14 protein-coding genes are annotated in these 13,590 nt (G+C 69.9%); 8 read left to right on the forward strand and 6 right to left on the reverse strand.

The features are described from left to right. The first annotated feature begins 33 nt into the window (after positions 1-33). Entirely contained in the window at positions 34-2,085 is a 2,052-nt protein-coding gene (locus AB4Y74_RS04525) for a cell wall-binding repeat-containing protein (protein WP_441797922.1), read from the forward strand. Between the two features lie 75 nt (positions 2,086-2,160). Here AB4Y74_RS04525 and AB4Y74_RS04530 read toward each other — a convergent pair whose 3' ends face one another. Together AB4Y74_RS04530 and AB4Y74_RS04535 are read right to left on the reverse strand one after the other, a co-directional pair. Continuing rightward, positions 2,161-2,523: a hypothetical protein gene (locus tag AB4Y74_RS04530; RefSeq protein WP_441797923.1), complete on the reverse strand. Its 363-nt coding sequence runs from the start codon at positions 2,521-2,523 to the stop codon at positions 2,161-2,163. A 332-nt stretch (positions 2,524-2,855) separates the two neighbouring features. Further along, positions 2,856-3,914: an aldo/keto reductase gene (locus AB4Y74_RS04535; RefSeq protein WP_441797924.1), complete on the reverse strand. Its 1,059-nt coding sequence runs from the start codon at positions 3,912-3,914 to the stop codon at positions 2,856-2,858. 182 nt (positions 3,915-4,096) lie between these two features. Between AB4Y74_RS04535 and AB4Y74_RS04540 the strand changes: the two genes are divergently transcribed. Further along, positions 4,097-5,518, forward strand: coding sequence for a hypothetical protein (locus tag AB4Y74_RS04540; RefSeq protein WP_441797925.1), 1,422 nt, complete (start codon positions 4,097-4,099; stop codon positions 5,516-5,518). Between the two features lie 46 nt (positions 5,519-5,564). Here AB4Y74_RS04540 and AB4Y74_RS04545 read toward each other — a convergent pair whose 3' ends face one another. Beyond that, complete coding sequence (locus AB4Y74_RS04545; RefSeq protein ID WP_441797926.1) at positions 5,565-5,981, reverse strand: GNAT family N-acetyltransferase; 417 nt, start codon at positions 5,979-5,981, stop codon at positions 5,565-5,567. A gap of 214 nt (positions 5,982-6,195) precedes the next feature. Between AB4Y74_RS04545 and AB4Y74_RS04550 the strand changes: the two genes are divergently transcribed. From AB4Y74_RS04550 to AB4Y74_RS04560, 3 genes are read left to right on the forward strand one after another with little or no spacing between them, the layout of a single operon-like run. Then, positions 6,196-6,708 (forward strand): beta-class carbonic anhydrase, encoded by a 513-nt coding sequence (locus tag AB4Y74_RS04550; RefSeq protein ID WP_441797927.1) that lies wholly within the window; start codon positions 6,196-6,198, stop codon positions 6,706-6,708. Between the two features lie 10 nt (positions 6,709-6,718). Continuing rightward, positions 6,719-7,627 (forward strand): alpha/beta hydrolase, encoded by a 909-nt coding sequence (locus tag AB4Y74_RS04555; protein ID WP_441797928.1) that lies wholly within the window; start codon positions 6,719-6,721, stop codon positions 7,625-7,627. A 26-nt stretch (positions 7,628-7,653) separates the two neighbouring features. Further along, entirely contained in the window at positions 7,654-8,247 is a 594-nt protein-coding gene (locus tag AB4Y74_RS04560; protein ID WP_441797929.1) for a mismatch-specific DNA-glycosylase, read from the forward strand. A gap of 34 nt (positions 8,248-8,281) precedes the next feature. Here AB4Y74_RS04560 and AB4Y74_RS04565 read toward each other — a convergent pair whose 3' ends face one another. Continuing rightward, positions 8,282-9,058, reverse strand: a complete 777-nt coding sequence (locus AB4Y74_RS04565) for an HNH endonuclease family protein (RefSeq protein WP_441797930.1) — start codon at positions 9,056-9,058, stop codon at positions 8,282-8,284. Between the two features lie 171 nt (positions 9,059-9,229). Here AB4Y74_RS04565 and AB4Y74_RS04570 point away from each other — a divergent pair, with 171 nt between their 5' ends. From AB4Y74_RS04570 to trxA, 3 genes are read left to right on the forward strand one after another with little or no spacing between them, the layout of a single operon-like run. Beyond that, a complete protein-coding gene (locus AB4Y74_RS04570) occupies positions 9,230-9,799 on the forward strand; it encodes a PadR family transcriptional regulator (protein ID WP_441797931.1) in 570 nt (189 codons plus the stop codon). 5 nt (positions 9,800-9,804) lie between these two features. Next, a complete protein-coding gene (locus tag AB4Y74_RS04575; RefSeq protein WP_441797932.1) occupies positions 9,805-11,517 on the forward strand; it encodes an ABC1 kinase family protein in 1,713 nt (570 codons plus the stop codon). 38 nt (positions 11,518-11,555) lie between these two features. After that, on the forward strand, positions 11,556-11,936 hold the full coding sequence (gene trxA, locus AB4Y74_RS04580) for a thioredoxin (RefSeq protein ID WP_441797933.1): 381 nt from the start codon (positions 11,556-11,558) through the stop codon (positions 11,934-11,936). 29 nt (positions 11,937-11,965) lie between these two features. Here the strand turns inward: trxA and AB4Y74_RS04585 are convergent, their stop codons facing one another. Both AB4Y74_RS04585 and AB4Y74_RS04590 read right to left on the reverse strand, forming a co-directional pair. Further along, entirely contained in the window at positions 11,966-12,283 is a 318-nt protein-coding gene (locus tag AB4Y74_RS04585; protein WP_441797934.1) for a hypothetical protein, read from the reverse strand. A 158-nt stretch (positions 12,284-12,441) separates the two neighbouring features. Then, on the reverse strand, positions 12,442-13,470 hold the full coding sequence (locus AB4Y74_RS04590; RefSeq protein WP_441797935.1) for a LacI family DNA-binding transcriptional regulator: 1,029 nt from the start codon (positions 13,468-13,470) through the stop codon (positions 12,442-12,444). Positions 13,471-13,590 lie beyond the last annotated feature (120 nt).

Genomic DNA, 13,590 nt, shown 5'->3' on the forward strand with positions numbered 1-13,590 from the left:
GCGCGAGCGTCGTGCGACCCGATGAGGAGTGGGATGTTCAGCAGATCGAAGACGATGACCGCTGCTGCCGCGACCGCGGCGATTGCAATGGGGGCGCTCGTTCTCTCCGGCGCCACAGCTGCGTCGGCCGACGGGTGGACCACGTACCAGCGCACCGTCCCGTTCGACGGGTATGCCGCAGTGACCGCTTTCGCCGTCGACCCGGTCACGCAGACGGCTTACGGGATCGGGTTCTCGGCGAGCGGCCCCGGCGCGGACGCCATTGTGTCCATCGACGCGGCGACCGGCGCGACCGACACGTTCTACCAGCTGCCGCCCACGGGCTACGTCATGGACGTCCAGGTCGATTCCGACCAGCGCCTCCTCTACATCGTCTCCACCTCCGACGACTTCAGTGCCGGTCGTGTCACCGTCGTCGATCTGGACACCGCCGCCACCGTGGCCACCATCGTCGACCCGTCGCTCACGGATGCGATGACCATGACCATCGACCCGCAGACACACGACGGGTACGTGCTCAACGGGGGGTCGGACACGGGAAGCTCGCCGATCGCGATCATCGACGGCACCACGCACACGGTGAAGGGCACGATCACCGATCCGAGCCTGGTGAACAGCGCATCGCTGACGGTCAACCCCGTCAACCACCTGCTGTACGTGACCAACGACGGCGACCCGAGCCACCCGCAGGCCAACGTCGCAGTGATCGACACGGTGAACCGCACGGTGGTGAAGACGATCACGAGCGGCGTCACGTGGCCCTATCGAGTCGCCGCTGACCCCAGCACCGGCCGCGTCTACGTCGCGAATCAGCCCGACTACGTGGAACTTCCCGACGGCAGTTACAGCACCACGCCCTCGAGCATCCTGGAGGTCGACGGCTCGACGAACACGGTCACTCGCACCATCGCGAGCCCGATTCTTCAGCAGGCCACCGGGCTCGCCGTCGACGCGGCCACGAACACGCTGCTCATCACCGGCGGCGGCGACTACCTGCCCGGCCAGCCCGCGCTCGTTTCGGTCGACCTCGCATCCGGCGTCGTCGACACCGCCGGTAGTTTCCCGGCAGAGCTCTCCACGTTCGATGTCGTCGTGGAGGCGAACTCCCGGACGGTCTGGACGTTGAACGGTGTCTTCGACGGCACGCCGAGCGTCAGCATCCTGGGGCTCACGGCGAAGCCCACGACGACGCGGATCGCGGCGCCCGACCGGTTCTCGAACGCGGTCGAGATCGCGAAGGCTGCATACCCGACGACGGCTCCCGTGGTGTACATCGCCACCGGCCTGAACTATCCGGATGCGCTCGGCGCCGGCGCCGCCGCGGCTCACGAGGGCGGCCCGCTGCTGCTGACCACGCCGACCGAACTGCCTGCGAGCGTCACGACCGAGATCCAGTCGCTGAAGCCGGACACGATCGTGGTCGTCGGCGGCCCCAACTCGGTGTCCGATTCCGTGCTCGCCCAGCTGCACGACCTCGCGCAAACCGTCACCCGGCAGGGCGGAGCGGACCGGTACGAAGCGTCCCGTAACATCGTCGCCGGGGCGTTCGACCACTCCACCACCGCGTTCATCGCCACGGGTTCGACCTTCCCCGACGCCCTCTCGGCGACGAGCGCGGCAGCGTCGAAGGGGGCTCCGGTCGTCCTCGTCAACGGTGCGGCGTCCGCACTGGACGCCAAGACTCTGGCGCTGTTGCAGACGCTCGGCGTGACCGACGTGACCATCACAGGCGGCCCCGCCTCGGTCTCGCCTGCCATCGAGTCCCAGTTGAAAGCCGTCTACGGCTCGGGCCATGTGATGCGCCTCGGCGGCGCGGACCGGTTCGACGCCTCCGCCACCATCAACGAGCAGTTCTTCCACACGGCGACCCACGCCTACCTGGCGACCGGCAGCACGTTCCCGGACGCTCTCGCCGGCGGTGTTCTCGCCGCCACGAAGTCCGCGCCGCTGCTCGTCGTGCGCGGGGACTGCGTCCCGACGCCCGCAGTGGGGGCGCTGCAGGCGTGGGGTGTGTCCGGCGTGACGCTGATCGGCGGTACGGCGTCGCTGAGTCCGGCGCTCGGCACCCTGCACCCGTGTTCGTGAGGCGGAGGTCGACTGCCACGGATGGCGCGCGTCCCACTGAGGTGACGACCTCCGTTGAGCCAGTGACCCGGCTTCTCAGCCGCCGGCCATCGCGTTCCCGGTGAGCTCGTGACGGGAGAACGTTGTAACGAAGCAGTAGTACGAGCGCGCGCCCGCCGCCCACTGCGCATCCGTGTTCGGGTAGCGCAAGTCGGTCAGGACGTCCTCGTTCCAGACCGCCACCCAATCCCAGTTCAGGATGCCGGGAGCGGTGCAGAGGTCGGTGACCTGCGCGTTCAGCGCTGGAGCGCCGGGGAAGGGCGTGCCGGCGGGCTGAGGCAGAACACCTCGCGACACGAGCTGCGCGATGTGCGGCGCAGCGCAGTCGACTACCGGATAACCGTCTGCCCACGGGGAGGGATAGGTCTCTAGGCAGTCGCCGATCCGGAGGGAGTTCACCGGCTGCGACGGGACGGTGGCGACCTGTGTCGAACTCGGGCGCGGGGGCAGACCCAACGGCGTGGGTCGCGGTTCCGCACGGGGAAACTGTGGCGACTCCGACTGAGGTGCCGAGCCCGTACGACCGGGCGCTCCCTGGGCAGGAATCAGGGTCGGGAGGGCCAGCGCAACGAGCACACCGGCCACCGCAAGGGTGCATCCGACGAGCAGCGCCCACCCTCGCCGCGACAGACCGTCAGGGTCTGCGGCAGGCTGCTGCGCGCGCGTTCGCGATCGGCTGAGTCGCACCGGCTCATCCTAATCTGGGGCGGACGATGCCCTCGGGCGATCGCTCAGTCGAGGTTCAGGTGCCGCTCGATCAGGCTGAGGTCGGCATCGCTCGACCGGCCGTCGGCCGTGTTCGCCTGGTGCCAGTAGGGGTACGGAAGCGGGGTCGCGCTGGCCTCGTCGAGGCGCGCGATCTCGGCGTCGCTCAGCGTCAGGTCGGCCGCGCCGAGGCTGTCGCTCAGCTGCTCCTCGGTGCGGGCGCCGACGATCACGGAGGTGACACCCGGCTTCGCCAGCGTCCACGCCAGTCCGACCTGTGTCGGGGAGGCATCGCGTTCTTCGGCGATCTCGACCAGCACCTCGATCGTGTTGTACAGGCGGTCCTCGTCGTAGATGGGAGGCTCCGTCCAGCCCTCGAACCGACGCGAGCCCTCAGGCGCATCCTGTCCGCGGCGGTACTTGCCCGTCAGCAGGCCGCCCGCGAGCGGACTCCAGACGAGGATGCCGAGGCCCTGGTCGAGCGTGATCGGCACGAGTTCGTTCTCCGCGTCTCTCGACTGCAGCGAGTAGTAGATCTGCTGGCTGGCAAAGCGTTCGAAGCTGCCCTTGTCCGAGGCCCAGAGTGCTTTCATCAGGTGCCAGCCCGAGAAGTTCGAGGCGCCGATGTAGCGCACCTTGCCCGAGCGGACGAGGTCGTCGAGCGCGGCGAGCGTCTCCTCCAGCGGAGTGGAGCCGTCCCAGCCGTGGAGCTGGTAGAGGTCGATGTGGTCGGTGCCGAGCCGCCGCAGGCTGGCCTCGGCGGCCTCGATGATGTGGTGGCGGGAGAGACCGCCGTCGTTCGGGCCCTCGCCCATGCCGCCGCGCACCTTCGTCGCGATCAGCATCTGGTCGCGATTCGGCCCGAGGGCTTGCCCGAGGATCTCTTCGGACGCGCCATCCGAGTACACGTCAGCGGTGTCGATCAGGTTCACGCCGGCGGCCCGGGCGATGTCGAGCTGGCGCCGCGCACCCTCCACATCGATATGCCCGACCGGGCTGGCCCATCCCGTGCCCGCGAACCCCATGGTGCCGAGACTGACGGTCGAGACGCGCAGGCCGGTCCGGCCGAGATGACGATATTCCATCCTTCGACCCTACTCAGCATCCCTCGTCTGCGCCGCGAGGGGTGACTAATTGCTGTTATTCCGCGCGTTTTTCGACAACTGCTCACCGCTCGCTGGCGGCGGAGTTCGCTGATCGCATGCCGGGGTACGCGCCAGCGCCCACGCGCGCGGGCGCGCGACGCCCGGCCGATAGGCTCGCGGACGTGCGTCGCATCCTCACCCTCTGCCTGGGCACGGCCGCCGTCACCGCGGCCGCGCTCAGCGTGTCCTCCGCTGCTGTCGCCGTGCCCGCTACCCCCTGCCTGGTGGACTGCACCGTCACCTTCACGCCGGGAGCGGAGTCGACCTTCGTCGTCCCCGCCAACGCCACCCAGGTCACGTTGAAAGTCGCCGGTGGAGCGGGTGCACAGAACTCGCGCCTGGTCGGTGCCACGGCGCCCGGAACCACCATCACGGGTCCGGCCGGACCCGGGGGCGTCGTCACCACCGAGCTCGGGAGCCAGTACGACGGTCAGACGCTGCACGTGCTGGTGGGAGCGGCCGGGGTCGTCGGAGGCGACGGGGCACTCGGGGGAGCCGGGAGCTTCGTGGCGACGGCCGACGGCTTCGTCGCCGTCGCGGGCGGCGGTGGCGGTCAGGGGTTCATCAACGGAATCCGCCCCGGCGTCGCGCTCGCTGGGGGAGCGGGTGGATACTCCACGGCCGATGCGTCCGGAGCTTCGGGATACAACACCCCGACGGTCGGCGCGTCGAGCGAGGGCACGGGCGCCGTCGGCGCCACACCCGGGACGGGTGATCCGGCTCTCGACACCAACGGCACCGGGTTCCAGTCGGGCAGCGCAGGGACGGTCGCCTCTGTCGCCTCCGATGGCACCATCACTCCGGGCCTCGGCGGGGTCGCCGCGCTCTACGGTCCGGGCCAGCAGGTGACGCCGGCCGGCTTCGGCGGCGGCGGCTATGCCGGCGGAGGCGGTGGCAACTGGTACTTCGTGCAGACGCAGCAGGGCTTCGGGATGCCGGGCCTCAGCTTCGTCGTCGGCGCGGGCGGAGGCGGATCCGGGTATCTCGCGCCGGGCCTGTCCGCCGCGAGCACGAGCGCCAACACGGGTGACGGATCCGTCACCATCACCTACTCTCTGGCTGCCACGGTCACCGCGCCGACCGGCGCCGTCCGCGCGGGCACCGCGCAGTCGGCGTCGGTGGCTGCGCTCCCGCCGAACACCGCATTCGTCGGAACCATCGGGACGCACACCGTCGCTAACGGGGTCACCGACGCCAACGGAGTCGCATCCTTCAGCTTCACGGTGCCGCTGGATGTCACCGGCACTCAGGTGCTGTCGATCAGCGTCAACGGCGTGACCGTCGGTCAGAGCGCGGCATTCACGGTCGAGGCGGCCGTCACGCCGCCGCCCGCCGGTGGACCCGGCGCGGGCGGTGGTCCGGTCGCCGGTGGCGGCAACGGCACCGGCACGAGCGACGGCACCGCTGTGGTGGCGACCGGCTCAGGGACGACCGCGCTCGCGAACACGGGATCACACCTCCCCGGATGGCCGCTCCCGGCAGCCGCCGCTCTGGTGCTTGCGGGACTCGTTCTGATGGTGACGCGTCGCACCAGGCGCGCATAGCCGTCGTCGAGCGCTCGACGTCGACTGACGCGGCGCGGCGTGCGCGTCAGTCGGCGACGACGAGCTCCTGATACTCCGGGTGGGTCTCGACGAACGTCTTCACGACCGGGCATTCGACGCCGACCTTCTTGCCGTCGGCGCGGAGGGAGTCGAGGACCTGCCTGACGAGTGCGGTCGCCACCCCCTGACCCTGGAATTCCGGGAAGACAGACGTGTGGATCAGGGTCACCACATCGCCGGTCCGGCGGTAGGTGATCTGGCCGACGAGGGTGTCACCACTGACGGCCTCGAACCGGTGCGCGTCTTCGTTGTCGACCACGAAGAAGTTGATTCCGGGCTGGACACGGTCGGCCGCTCTGACCTCGGCCACGAGCTGGCGCTGTGACTCGGTGAGGGTGCCGGTCCCGTCCGGGTACCCGGCCTCATCCGGGTATTCGAAGGATCCACCCGTGCTGTCGCCCATTGCCTGCTCCTCTCGTCGCGGGCGCTCGGTGCCCGCATGCTGAGTACGTTAGCCGGACGGCGACGCCACGGCGATGCCGGGATCCGCGCACGACGGCGGCAAGTTGAGGGAAACCCGACGCTCCCGCGCCCTCCCTCCCGCCGTAACGTTGCACCCAATCTAGGCCCCGCGTCGCTGAGACGTGCCGGAGTCATGCAACACAGGAGGTACAGGGATGACCATCATCGACGATGCGTTGCAGGCCAACGCGCGGCTCTCCGAAGGGTTCGATGCCTCCCACAGCGGGCCACCCGCGCCGAAGATCGCGGTCGTCACCTGCGCGGATCCGAGACTGACGGCCATCGTTCAGCTGATGGGGCTCCCGGATGCGGACGTCGACCTGATCCGGAACGTCGGCACCGTGATCGACGACGACTCCATCCGCTCGCTCATTGTCTCCACTCGCATGCTCGGCACGCGGGAGATCATGATCATCAACCACACGGACTGTGGCCTGTCCCGGTTCTCGGGCGACGAGTTGGAGGCCCGGCTGCGGAGCGAGACGGGGGAGTACCCGATCGCGCCCGCGAGCTTCTTCACGTTCACAGACCCGGAACAGAACACGCGCGAGCAGATCCGCAAGGTTCGCTCCCATCCGTGGATCGCGCAGGAGGTTCCGGTCCGGGGTTTCCTCTACGACGAGAAGACCGGGCGACTCGCCGAGGTGTCGTCCGACGACGCGCGGTGAGATGCCGTCGATGCCGAGCGACCAGATGGAGGCGGTCCTCTCCACCCTGAGGGCGCGACAGGCCGCGAAGGCCGGGCGGCCCGCGCCTCCCCTCGCCGAGGTGCGCGCGACGTTTCTGCCTGCGGCCGCCGCGCATCCCCTTCCCGACGATGTGCGGGTGATGGAGGCCGCTCCCGGGGGACTGGGACTCGGAGCCCGCGCCTACTGGCTCGATGCGCCCGAGGTCGACACCGGCCGCGTGCTTCTCTTCCTCCACGGCGGCGGCTTCCAGCTGGGCTCGCTCGCCAGCGACGGGGAACTGGCGTCGAGGATCGGCAGGGCCGCCGGGATGCGCGTCCTCTTCCTCGAGTACCGGCTCGCTCCTGAGCACCCCTTCCCGGCGGCGCTCGACGACGTGCGCTCGGCGTGGGCGTGGCTGGCCTCCGACCACGCGGCGGGGAGGTGTGCGGTCGCGGGCGACTCCGCAGGCGGGGGCCTCACGGTGTCCCTGCTTGTCGCGCTGCGGGACGCCGGAGCAGACCTTCCGGCGGCCGCGGTACTGATGTCGCCGACGGTCGACCTGACGAGTTCCGGCGACTCGATGACCGACCGCGTCGACCAGGACCCGATCTCGACTCCCGAGCTGCTGCGGACCCTCGCCGCCGACTACCTTCACGGCGCGGACCCGGCGTCGCCTCTCGCGTCGCCCCTGTTCGCGCCGCTCGGCGGTCTTCCGCCGCTGCTGATCCAGGTCGGGACGTCCGACCTGCTGCTCAGCGACGCCGAGCGGCTGGCCGCCGCAGCGACCGCGGCCGGAGTGGATGTGACCCTCGAGATCGGTGAGGGCCTCCCGCACGTCTACCAGCTGAACGCGGAAACCCCCGAAGCGGCCGAGGCGGTCGACCGCGCCGGGCGGTTCCTGCGCCGGCACGTAGGCTGAAGGGCAGTGTGGCGCGAGAGGATGCGATGGGCTTCAGTCGAGCCGAGCTGGCGGCGTTCACCGGCGGGACGCTGCCCGACCTGATCCCGCCGAATCTCCGGCTTCTGATCGTCGGCATCAATCCCGGCCTGCTTACGGTGGCGGTGCAGGCCCATTTCGCGCGTCGCGGTAACCGCTTCTACAAGGCGCTCTTCCTCGGCGGGCTGACGGATCACGTCATCGACGCCTCCACGGGGTTCGATCCGGCCGACGTCCGGCAGCTGGAACAGCGCGGCATCGGGATCACCTGCATCGTCCCGGAGGCGACGGCGCGGGCGGCCGAGCTGGCACCGGCCCGCTTGCGCGAGGGTGGGGCCGACCTCCGGAGCCGCGTCGATGTTCTCGCACCTCCGGTCGTCGCCTTCCTCGGTATCAGTGCGTACCGGGTGGCGTTCGATCGGCCGAAGGCGAGTGTCGGACGGCAGCCCGAGGATTGGGGGCCGACCCAGGTGTGGGTGGTGCCGAACCCGAGCGGGCTGAACGCGCACTCGTCGCTCGCTGATCTGGCGTCGGCCTACCGTCAGGTCGCGATCGCGGCAGGGATCGACGTCTACCCGCTGGTGGAGTCGGCGCCGGCCTGACGAGAACCGCGGAGGGCAGGCGAGAAGCGGGGCCTCACCCGACGCTCGCAGCCAGCGCCGACGACTCAGCGGGCTGCGCAGGGCAGCCGCCCAGCACCCGGACCATCGCCGCCTTCTCCGCACTCGTCACCCAGAGTCCATAGGTCCCCTTCACGGAGATCTGGCGGGCGACGTACTCGCAGCGGAACGACTTATCGGCAGGCAGCCAGGTCGCGGCGTCGCCAGCCGACTTCTGTTGGTTGGACCGCCCATCCACCGCGAGCAGGTTGAGCGGGTCGTTGGCCAGGCTGATCCGCTGGGCCTGCGTGAGCTGCTGCGCGCCCGTCACCCACGCGTTCTGCAGGGGCACGATGTGGTCGATCTGCACGAGCGCCGAGGTCGTGGCACCGCGAACGAAGGCGATGGTCGTCCCGGTGTACGGGTTGTGGAGGGTGCCCGTGAGCACCGTGCATCGTCCCTTCCGCACGGTGCCGGTGAGGTCCCGGGCGAGGATGTCGTTGCGGGTGTCGCATCCGTTGCGATCCACATCCAGCCAGGCCGCTCCGAAGTCGGCGGTCCGCTGATATCCCGTGGCGGGCGCCCTGCCCTTCACCGGGATCGTGGCGAGCACCTCGAGCGCGGTCTTCGGCGCGCCGCTGTCCTTGGGCGTGGCCGTGGCGGTGGCGGTGGGGGTGGGGCTGGCGGTGGGGCTGGCGGTGGCGCCACCGGCCCAGGTCGAGAGGAGCACGATCAGGAGGGTGAGCGCCCCTCCGATGCCGGCGCCCGCGATGATGCGGAATTTCTTGGCGGTTGCGGGGGAGGAGTCGGTCACGCGGGTCTTTCTCGTTCGGGTCCTGTGCAGGCTAGCCGGAAACCGGGCGCGCCCTCCGCACCTCCCCTCGGTCGGAGTGTTCCGGTGCGTTCGCTGAACACAACGCGTTCTCTCTTCCGCTGGAGCGCTCAGCGATATATCGTTAGCTATCGCTGACGACAGGAGGCTGTCATGTCCAACTCATTCCCCTCGGGCTCGTTCCCCACTGGCGGGTTCGGTGCCCGCATGGATCCCGACACCATGTGGCAGGCGTTCGAGCAACTGCGCTCGACGTTCGAGAAGAAGGTCGGCTCCCGGATGGGCCGTGGCGACGTGCGCGCGGCCGTGCTCTCCCTGCTCACCGAGAAGCCGATGCACGGCTACCAGATCATCCGCGAGATCGAGGAGCGCAGCGGCGGCAGCTGGAAACCGAGCGCCGGGTCGGTCTATCCCACGCTCCAACTCCTCGCCGACGAAGGTCTCATCACCGCGGAGGAGTCGAACGGCCGCAAGACCTATGCGCTGACCGACGCCGGGCGCGAGGTCGCGGCGAGTGAGGCATCCGCCCCGTGGCAGACGGAGGGCACGACCGGCGAGCGCCGCACCACGACGAGCCCCGGCGCGCTGCCGAAGGCCGGCGTCGAGCTGGCCCAGGCGGCGGCACAGGTGCACCGCACCGGAACGCCCCAGCAGGTGCAGGAGGCGGTGACCGTGCTCGAGGAGGCGCGGCGCCGGCTGTACTCGATCCTCGCCGAGGGCTGAGGCGGGTGACGTCGGAGTCGGGCGTCGCCGCGGCTCGGCCCGCGGTGACGCCGGCCACCCGCGCGCGCTACCGCCGCATCCTGCGCTTCGCCGGCTGGAACCTGGCCGTCACCTGGTGGTACGAGCTGTTCCTCCCGCGCATCGGTCTCGCCGGCGTCGCCGCGCGGACGCGGTCACGGCGGATGCGGCGATTCGCGCAACGGTTCCATGTGCTCGCGGTCGACCTCGGCGGTCTCATGATCAAGGTCGGGCAGTTCATGTCGTCCCGGCTCGACGTGCTGCCTCCCGAGATCACCAGCGAGCTGGCGGGGCTGCAGGACGAGGTGCCGGCCGTCCCGTTCCCGGCGATCCGGGCGCTCGCCGAGTCCGAGCTGGGCGTTCCGCTCGAGCAGGCGTTCGCATCCATCGACGCGGTGCCGGTGGCGGCCGCCTCGCTCGGGCAGGCCCACCGGGCGACGCTCACCGCGCAGACGGCCGAGCACACCGGTCTGGTCGGTGTCGTCCTGAAGGTGCAGCGCCCCGGTATCGACGCGATCGTGGATGTGGACCTCGCCGCCCTGCGCCGTGTCGGCCGCTGGCTCAGTCACGTCCGGCTGGTGTCCGACCGGGTGGACGCACCGGCGCTCGTCGAGGAGTTCGCCCGGACCAGCCTCGAAGAGATCGACTACCTGCACGAGGCCGCCAATTCGGAGCGGTTCGCCGAGGAGTTCGTCGGCGACGAGCGCGTCGCCGTGCCCTCCGTCGTCTGGGAGCGCACCACCCGCCGCGTCCTCACGCTGCAGGATGTGACGGCGATCAAGATCACGGACGCCGACGCACTCCGCGCGGCGGGGATCGACCCGGCCGAGGTCGCTCCGGTATTCGCCGAGGTCATGTTCGACCAGCTGTTCTCCAACGGCTTCTTCCACGCCGACCCGCACCCCGGCAACATCTTCGTGACGCCGCGGCCGGATGCGACCGAGGGCCGGCCCTGGCACCTCACCTTCGTCGACTTCGGCATGATGGGCGAGGTCCCGCCCGGCACGCGCAGCGGCCTCCGCAAGCTGCTGATCGCGGCAGCGTCCCGCGACGGCAAGGGGCTCGTGGATGCGATCCGCGACATCGGCGTGCTCCTCCCGAGCGCCGACACGGCCGAGCTCGAGCGGGCGATGACGCACCTGTTCGGCCGGTTCGGCGGCATGGGGTTCGCCGAGCTGCGGGAGGTCGACCCGCGCGAGTTCCGCGAGTTCGCTACCGAGTTCGGCGACGTGGTCCGGTCGTTGCCGTTCCAGCTGCCGGAGAACTTCCTGCTCATCATCCGGGCGATGTCGCTCACGTCGGGTGTGTGCAGCGCGCTCGATCCGTCGTTCAACCTGTGGGACTCGGTCGAGCCGTACGCGGCGCAGCTGATCCGGGATGAGCGCGGCAACGTCATCCAGGACGTCGCCCAGCAGGCGCTCGAGATCGCCGGGCTCGCCGTGAGGTTGCCGAAGCGGCTGGACGCGCTGGTGACGCGGGTCGAGGACGGCTCGGTCGCGGTCACGTCGCCGCGGCTGGAGCAGCGCGTCGGACGGCTGGAACGCACAGCGCGGCGGCTGGTGGCTGCCGTCGTGTTCGGCGGCGCGATCATCGCCGGCGCGATCGTGCACACGGGCGACGCGGTGCTCGGGAGTGTGATCATGATCGCGTCGGTGATTCCACTGGGGTTCGCGGTGTTCGCCGGGCGGCGCGGCAGCTGAGGCGGAATACTCCCTGATCCCGTTGCGTTTCATCAGGCATGGCAACCACCGAGATCACCTCGACCAACCACGACCAGACCGTCTCCGACGGCATCGTGCTGCTCGACTTCTGGGCCGACTGGTGCGGCCCGTGTCACATGTTCGCCCCCGTCTTCGAGAAGGCGTCCGAGCAGCACACCGACGTCACGTTCGGCAAGATCGACACGGAGGCGCAGCAGGCGCTCGCCGCGTCGTACGGCATCCAGTCCATCCCGACCCTCGTCGCCTACCGCGACGGCATCCCCCTGTTCTCGCAGGCCGGCGCACTGCCGGGCGAGGCGGTGGAGGACCTCATCGCGCAGATCCGCGAACTCGACATGACCGAGGTGCGGAAGCAGTACGACGAGCTGAAGGCAGCGGCCGAGCAGCAGCAGAGCTGAGTGCGGTCACGCACCAGGGCGCGGGCCCGTCATTCGACGGGTGCCGCGCCTTTCTCGTTCCCGGTGACAACGCGGTCGGGCACGGGTGCAAGCAGCCGGCGCACGTAGGCCATGACGACCGACGCGCCGATCAGTGCGACGCCGAGCGGCGGGACGATCTGAGTGATCAGTTGCACGATATACGCCAACCCGGTCAACAGACCCTGGTCGACACCGTTAGCGCCACTGACGGCCGGCATCATCCCGTACGCCAGGCGAGGCAATACCGTGGTGGCCAGCAGCCCACCCACTGTCAGGCCGATTCCCCACCACAGCACGACCTGCGGTCGCAGCTTCGACTCGATCACGGACATCCCCCTTCGTCACGGTCCTAGGGCGATGCTAGGGCTGATGAAGGAAAACGTGGCCGACTTCTCCTTCGATTGGCAGTCTCGCAGGAGATTCGGCCGGAATCCGTTCGAATCTCCTTCCCGAGCGGGGAGGGATGCGCGCGCGTGGGGAGGCGTCAGGCGCGGGACGGCGCGGGATGCGCGCCGCTGCTCTCGCGCGCGACGAGCGCGGGCTGGAACTCGACGTGCACCGGCGGGGCGTCCGGCTGGGCGGTGAGCTGAAGCAGCAGGTCCATCGCGGTCGAGCCGATCTCGTGGCTGGGCTGGCGGATGGAGGAGAGCGGCACAACGGCCGCCGACGCGAAGGCGATGTCGTCGTAGCCGATTAGCGCGACGTCCTCAGGTACCCGGATGCCCGCCTGGAGCAGACTCTGCAGCAAACCGATCGCGACCAGATCGTTGGCGGCGAAGACGGCGTCCGGCCGGTCGTCCGGCGCCCGCGAAGCGAGCGCGGCGCCGACGCGCTGCCCGCCCTCGATGGTGAGGTTCTCGGTCTCCAGCTTCTCGATCACGTTGCCGGGACGCGATGACGTCAGCTCTTCGGCCGCTCCGCGGTAGCGGTCGGCGACCTGCTCGATGGCGAACGGTCCGCCCGCGAAGGCGATACGGCCGAACCCCCGCTCGATCAGGTGCGCCACCGCGAGGCGGCCGCCGGCCACGTCGTCGACGGCGACGGAGCTGAACGAGCGGTCGAGGCTGGTCCGGTCGACCAGTACCGAGGGGATGCCGCGCTCGCGCAGCCGGTGGAGGCGCGGGATGGCGTCGCCGACGGGGGAGATGAGGACACCGCGGATGCGCTCCTGCTCGAACATGTCCAGGTAACCGGCCTCGCGCTGCTCGTTCTCGTCCGAGTTGCCGACCAGCACCGAGAGACCGTCGCGCGCCGCCCGGTCTTCGGCGCCGCGGATGAGGGATGCGAAGAACGGGTTGCCGACGTCGAGCACGACCATGCCGATCCCGGTGCCCTGGCCCATCCGGAGCTGGCGGGCGGCGTTGTTGCGCACGAAGCCGAGTTCGGTGATCGCGGTCTGCACGCGCTGCAGCACGGCGTCGGAAACCCGCTCCGGGCGGTTCAGCACATTGGAGACGGTCCCGACCGAGACGCCGGCGAGCGCGGCGACGTCTTTGACGCTGGCGGACGGCATGGGGCTCCTTTATTCGAGGCAGTGCCTGAATAGTACCCACGTTTCACCAGATGCAGAGAGTGATCCCCACAAAGACTTGACGCGCCCCCGTCGGTTCTGGCATGGTCATTTCAACGATTC

Source organism: Leifsonia sp. RAF41, from assembly GCF_052114085.1.
Classification (GTDB): domain Bacteria; phylum Actinomycetota; class Actinomycetes; order Actinomycetales; family Microbacteriaceae; genus Leifsonia.

Bases quoted from the DNA above. Each gene is read 5' to 3' on its own strand.
- AB4Y74_RS04525 (WP_441797922.1), top strand. From the start codon at position 34: ATGTTCAGCAGATCGAAGACGATGACCGCTGCTGCCGCGACCGCGGCG.
- AB4Y74_RS04535 (WP_441797924.1), bottom strand. From the start codon at position 3,914: ATGGAATATCGTCATCTCGGCCGGACCGGCCTGCGCGTCTCGACCGTC.
- AB4Y74_RS04545 (WP_441797926.1), bottom strand. From the start codon at position 5,981: ATGGGCGACAGCACGGGTGGATCCTTCGAATACCCGGATGAGGCCGGG.
- AB4Y74_RS04550 (WP_441797927.1), top strand. From the start codon at position 6,196: ATGACCATCATCGACGATGCGTTGCAGGCCAACGCGCGGCTCTCCGAA.
- AB4Y74_RS04555 (WP_441797928.1), top strand. From the start codon at position 6,719: ATGCCGAGCGACCAGATGGAGGCGGTCCTCTCCACCCTGAGGGCGCGA.
- AB4Y74_RS04560 (WP_441797929.1), top strand. From the start codon at position 7,654: ATGGGCTTCAGTCGAGCCGAGCTGGCGGCGTTCACCGGCGGGACGCTG.
- AB4Y74_RS04570 (WP_441797931.1), top strand. From the start codon at position 9,230: ATGTCCAACTCATTCCCCTCGGGCTCGTTCCCCACTGGCGGGTTCGGT.
- trxA (WP_441797933.1), top strand. From the start codon at position 11,556: ATGGCAACCACCGAGATCACCTCGACCAACCACGACCAGACCGTCTCC.
- AB4Y74_RS04590 (WP_441797935.1), bottom strand. From the start codon at position 13,470: ATGCCGTCCGCCAGCGTCAAAGACGTCGCCGCGCTCGCCGGCGTCTCG.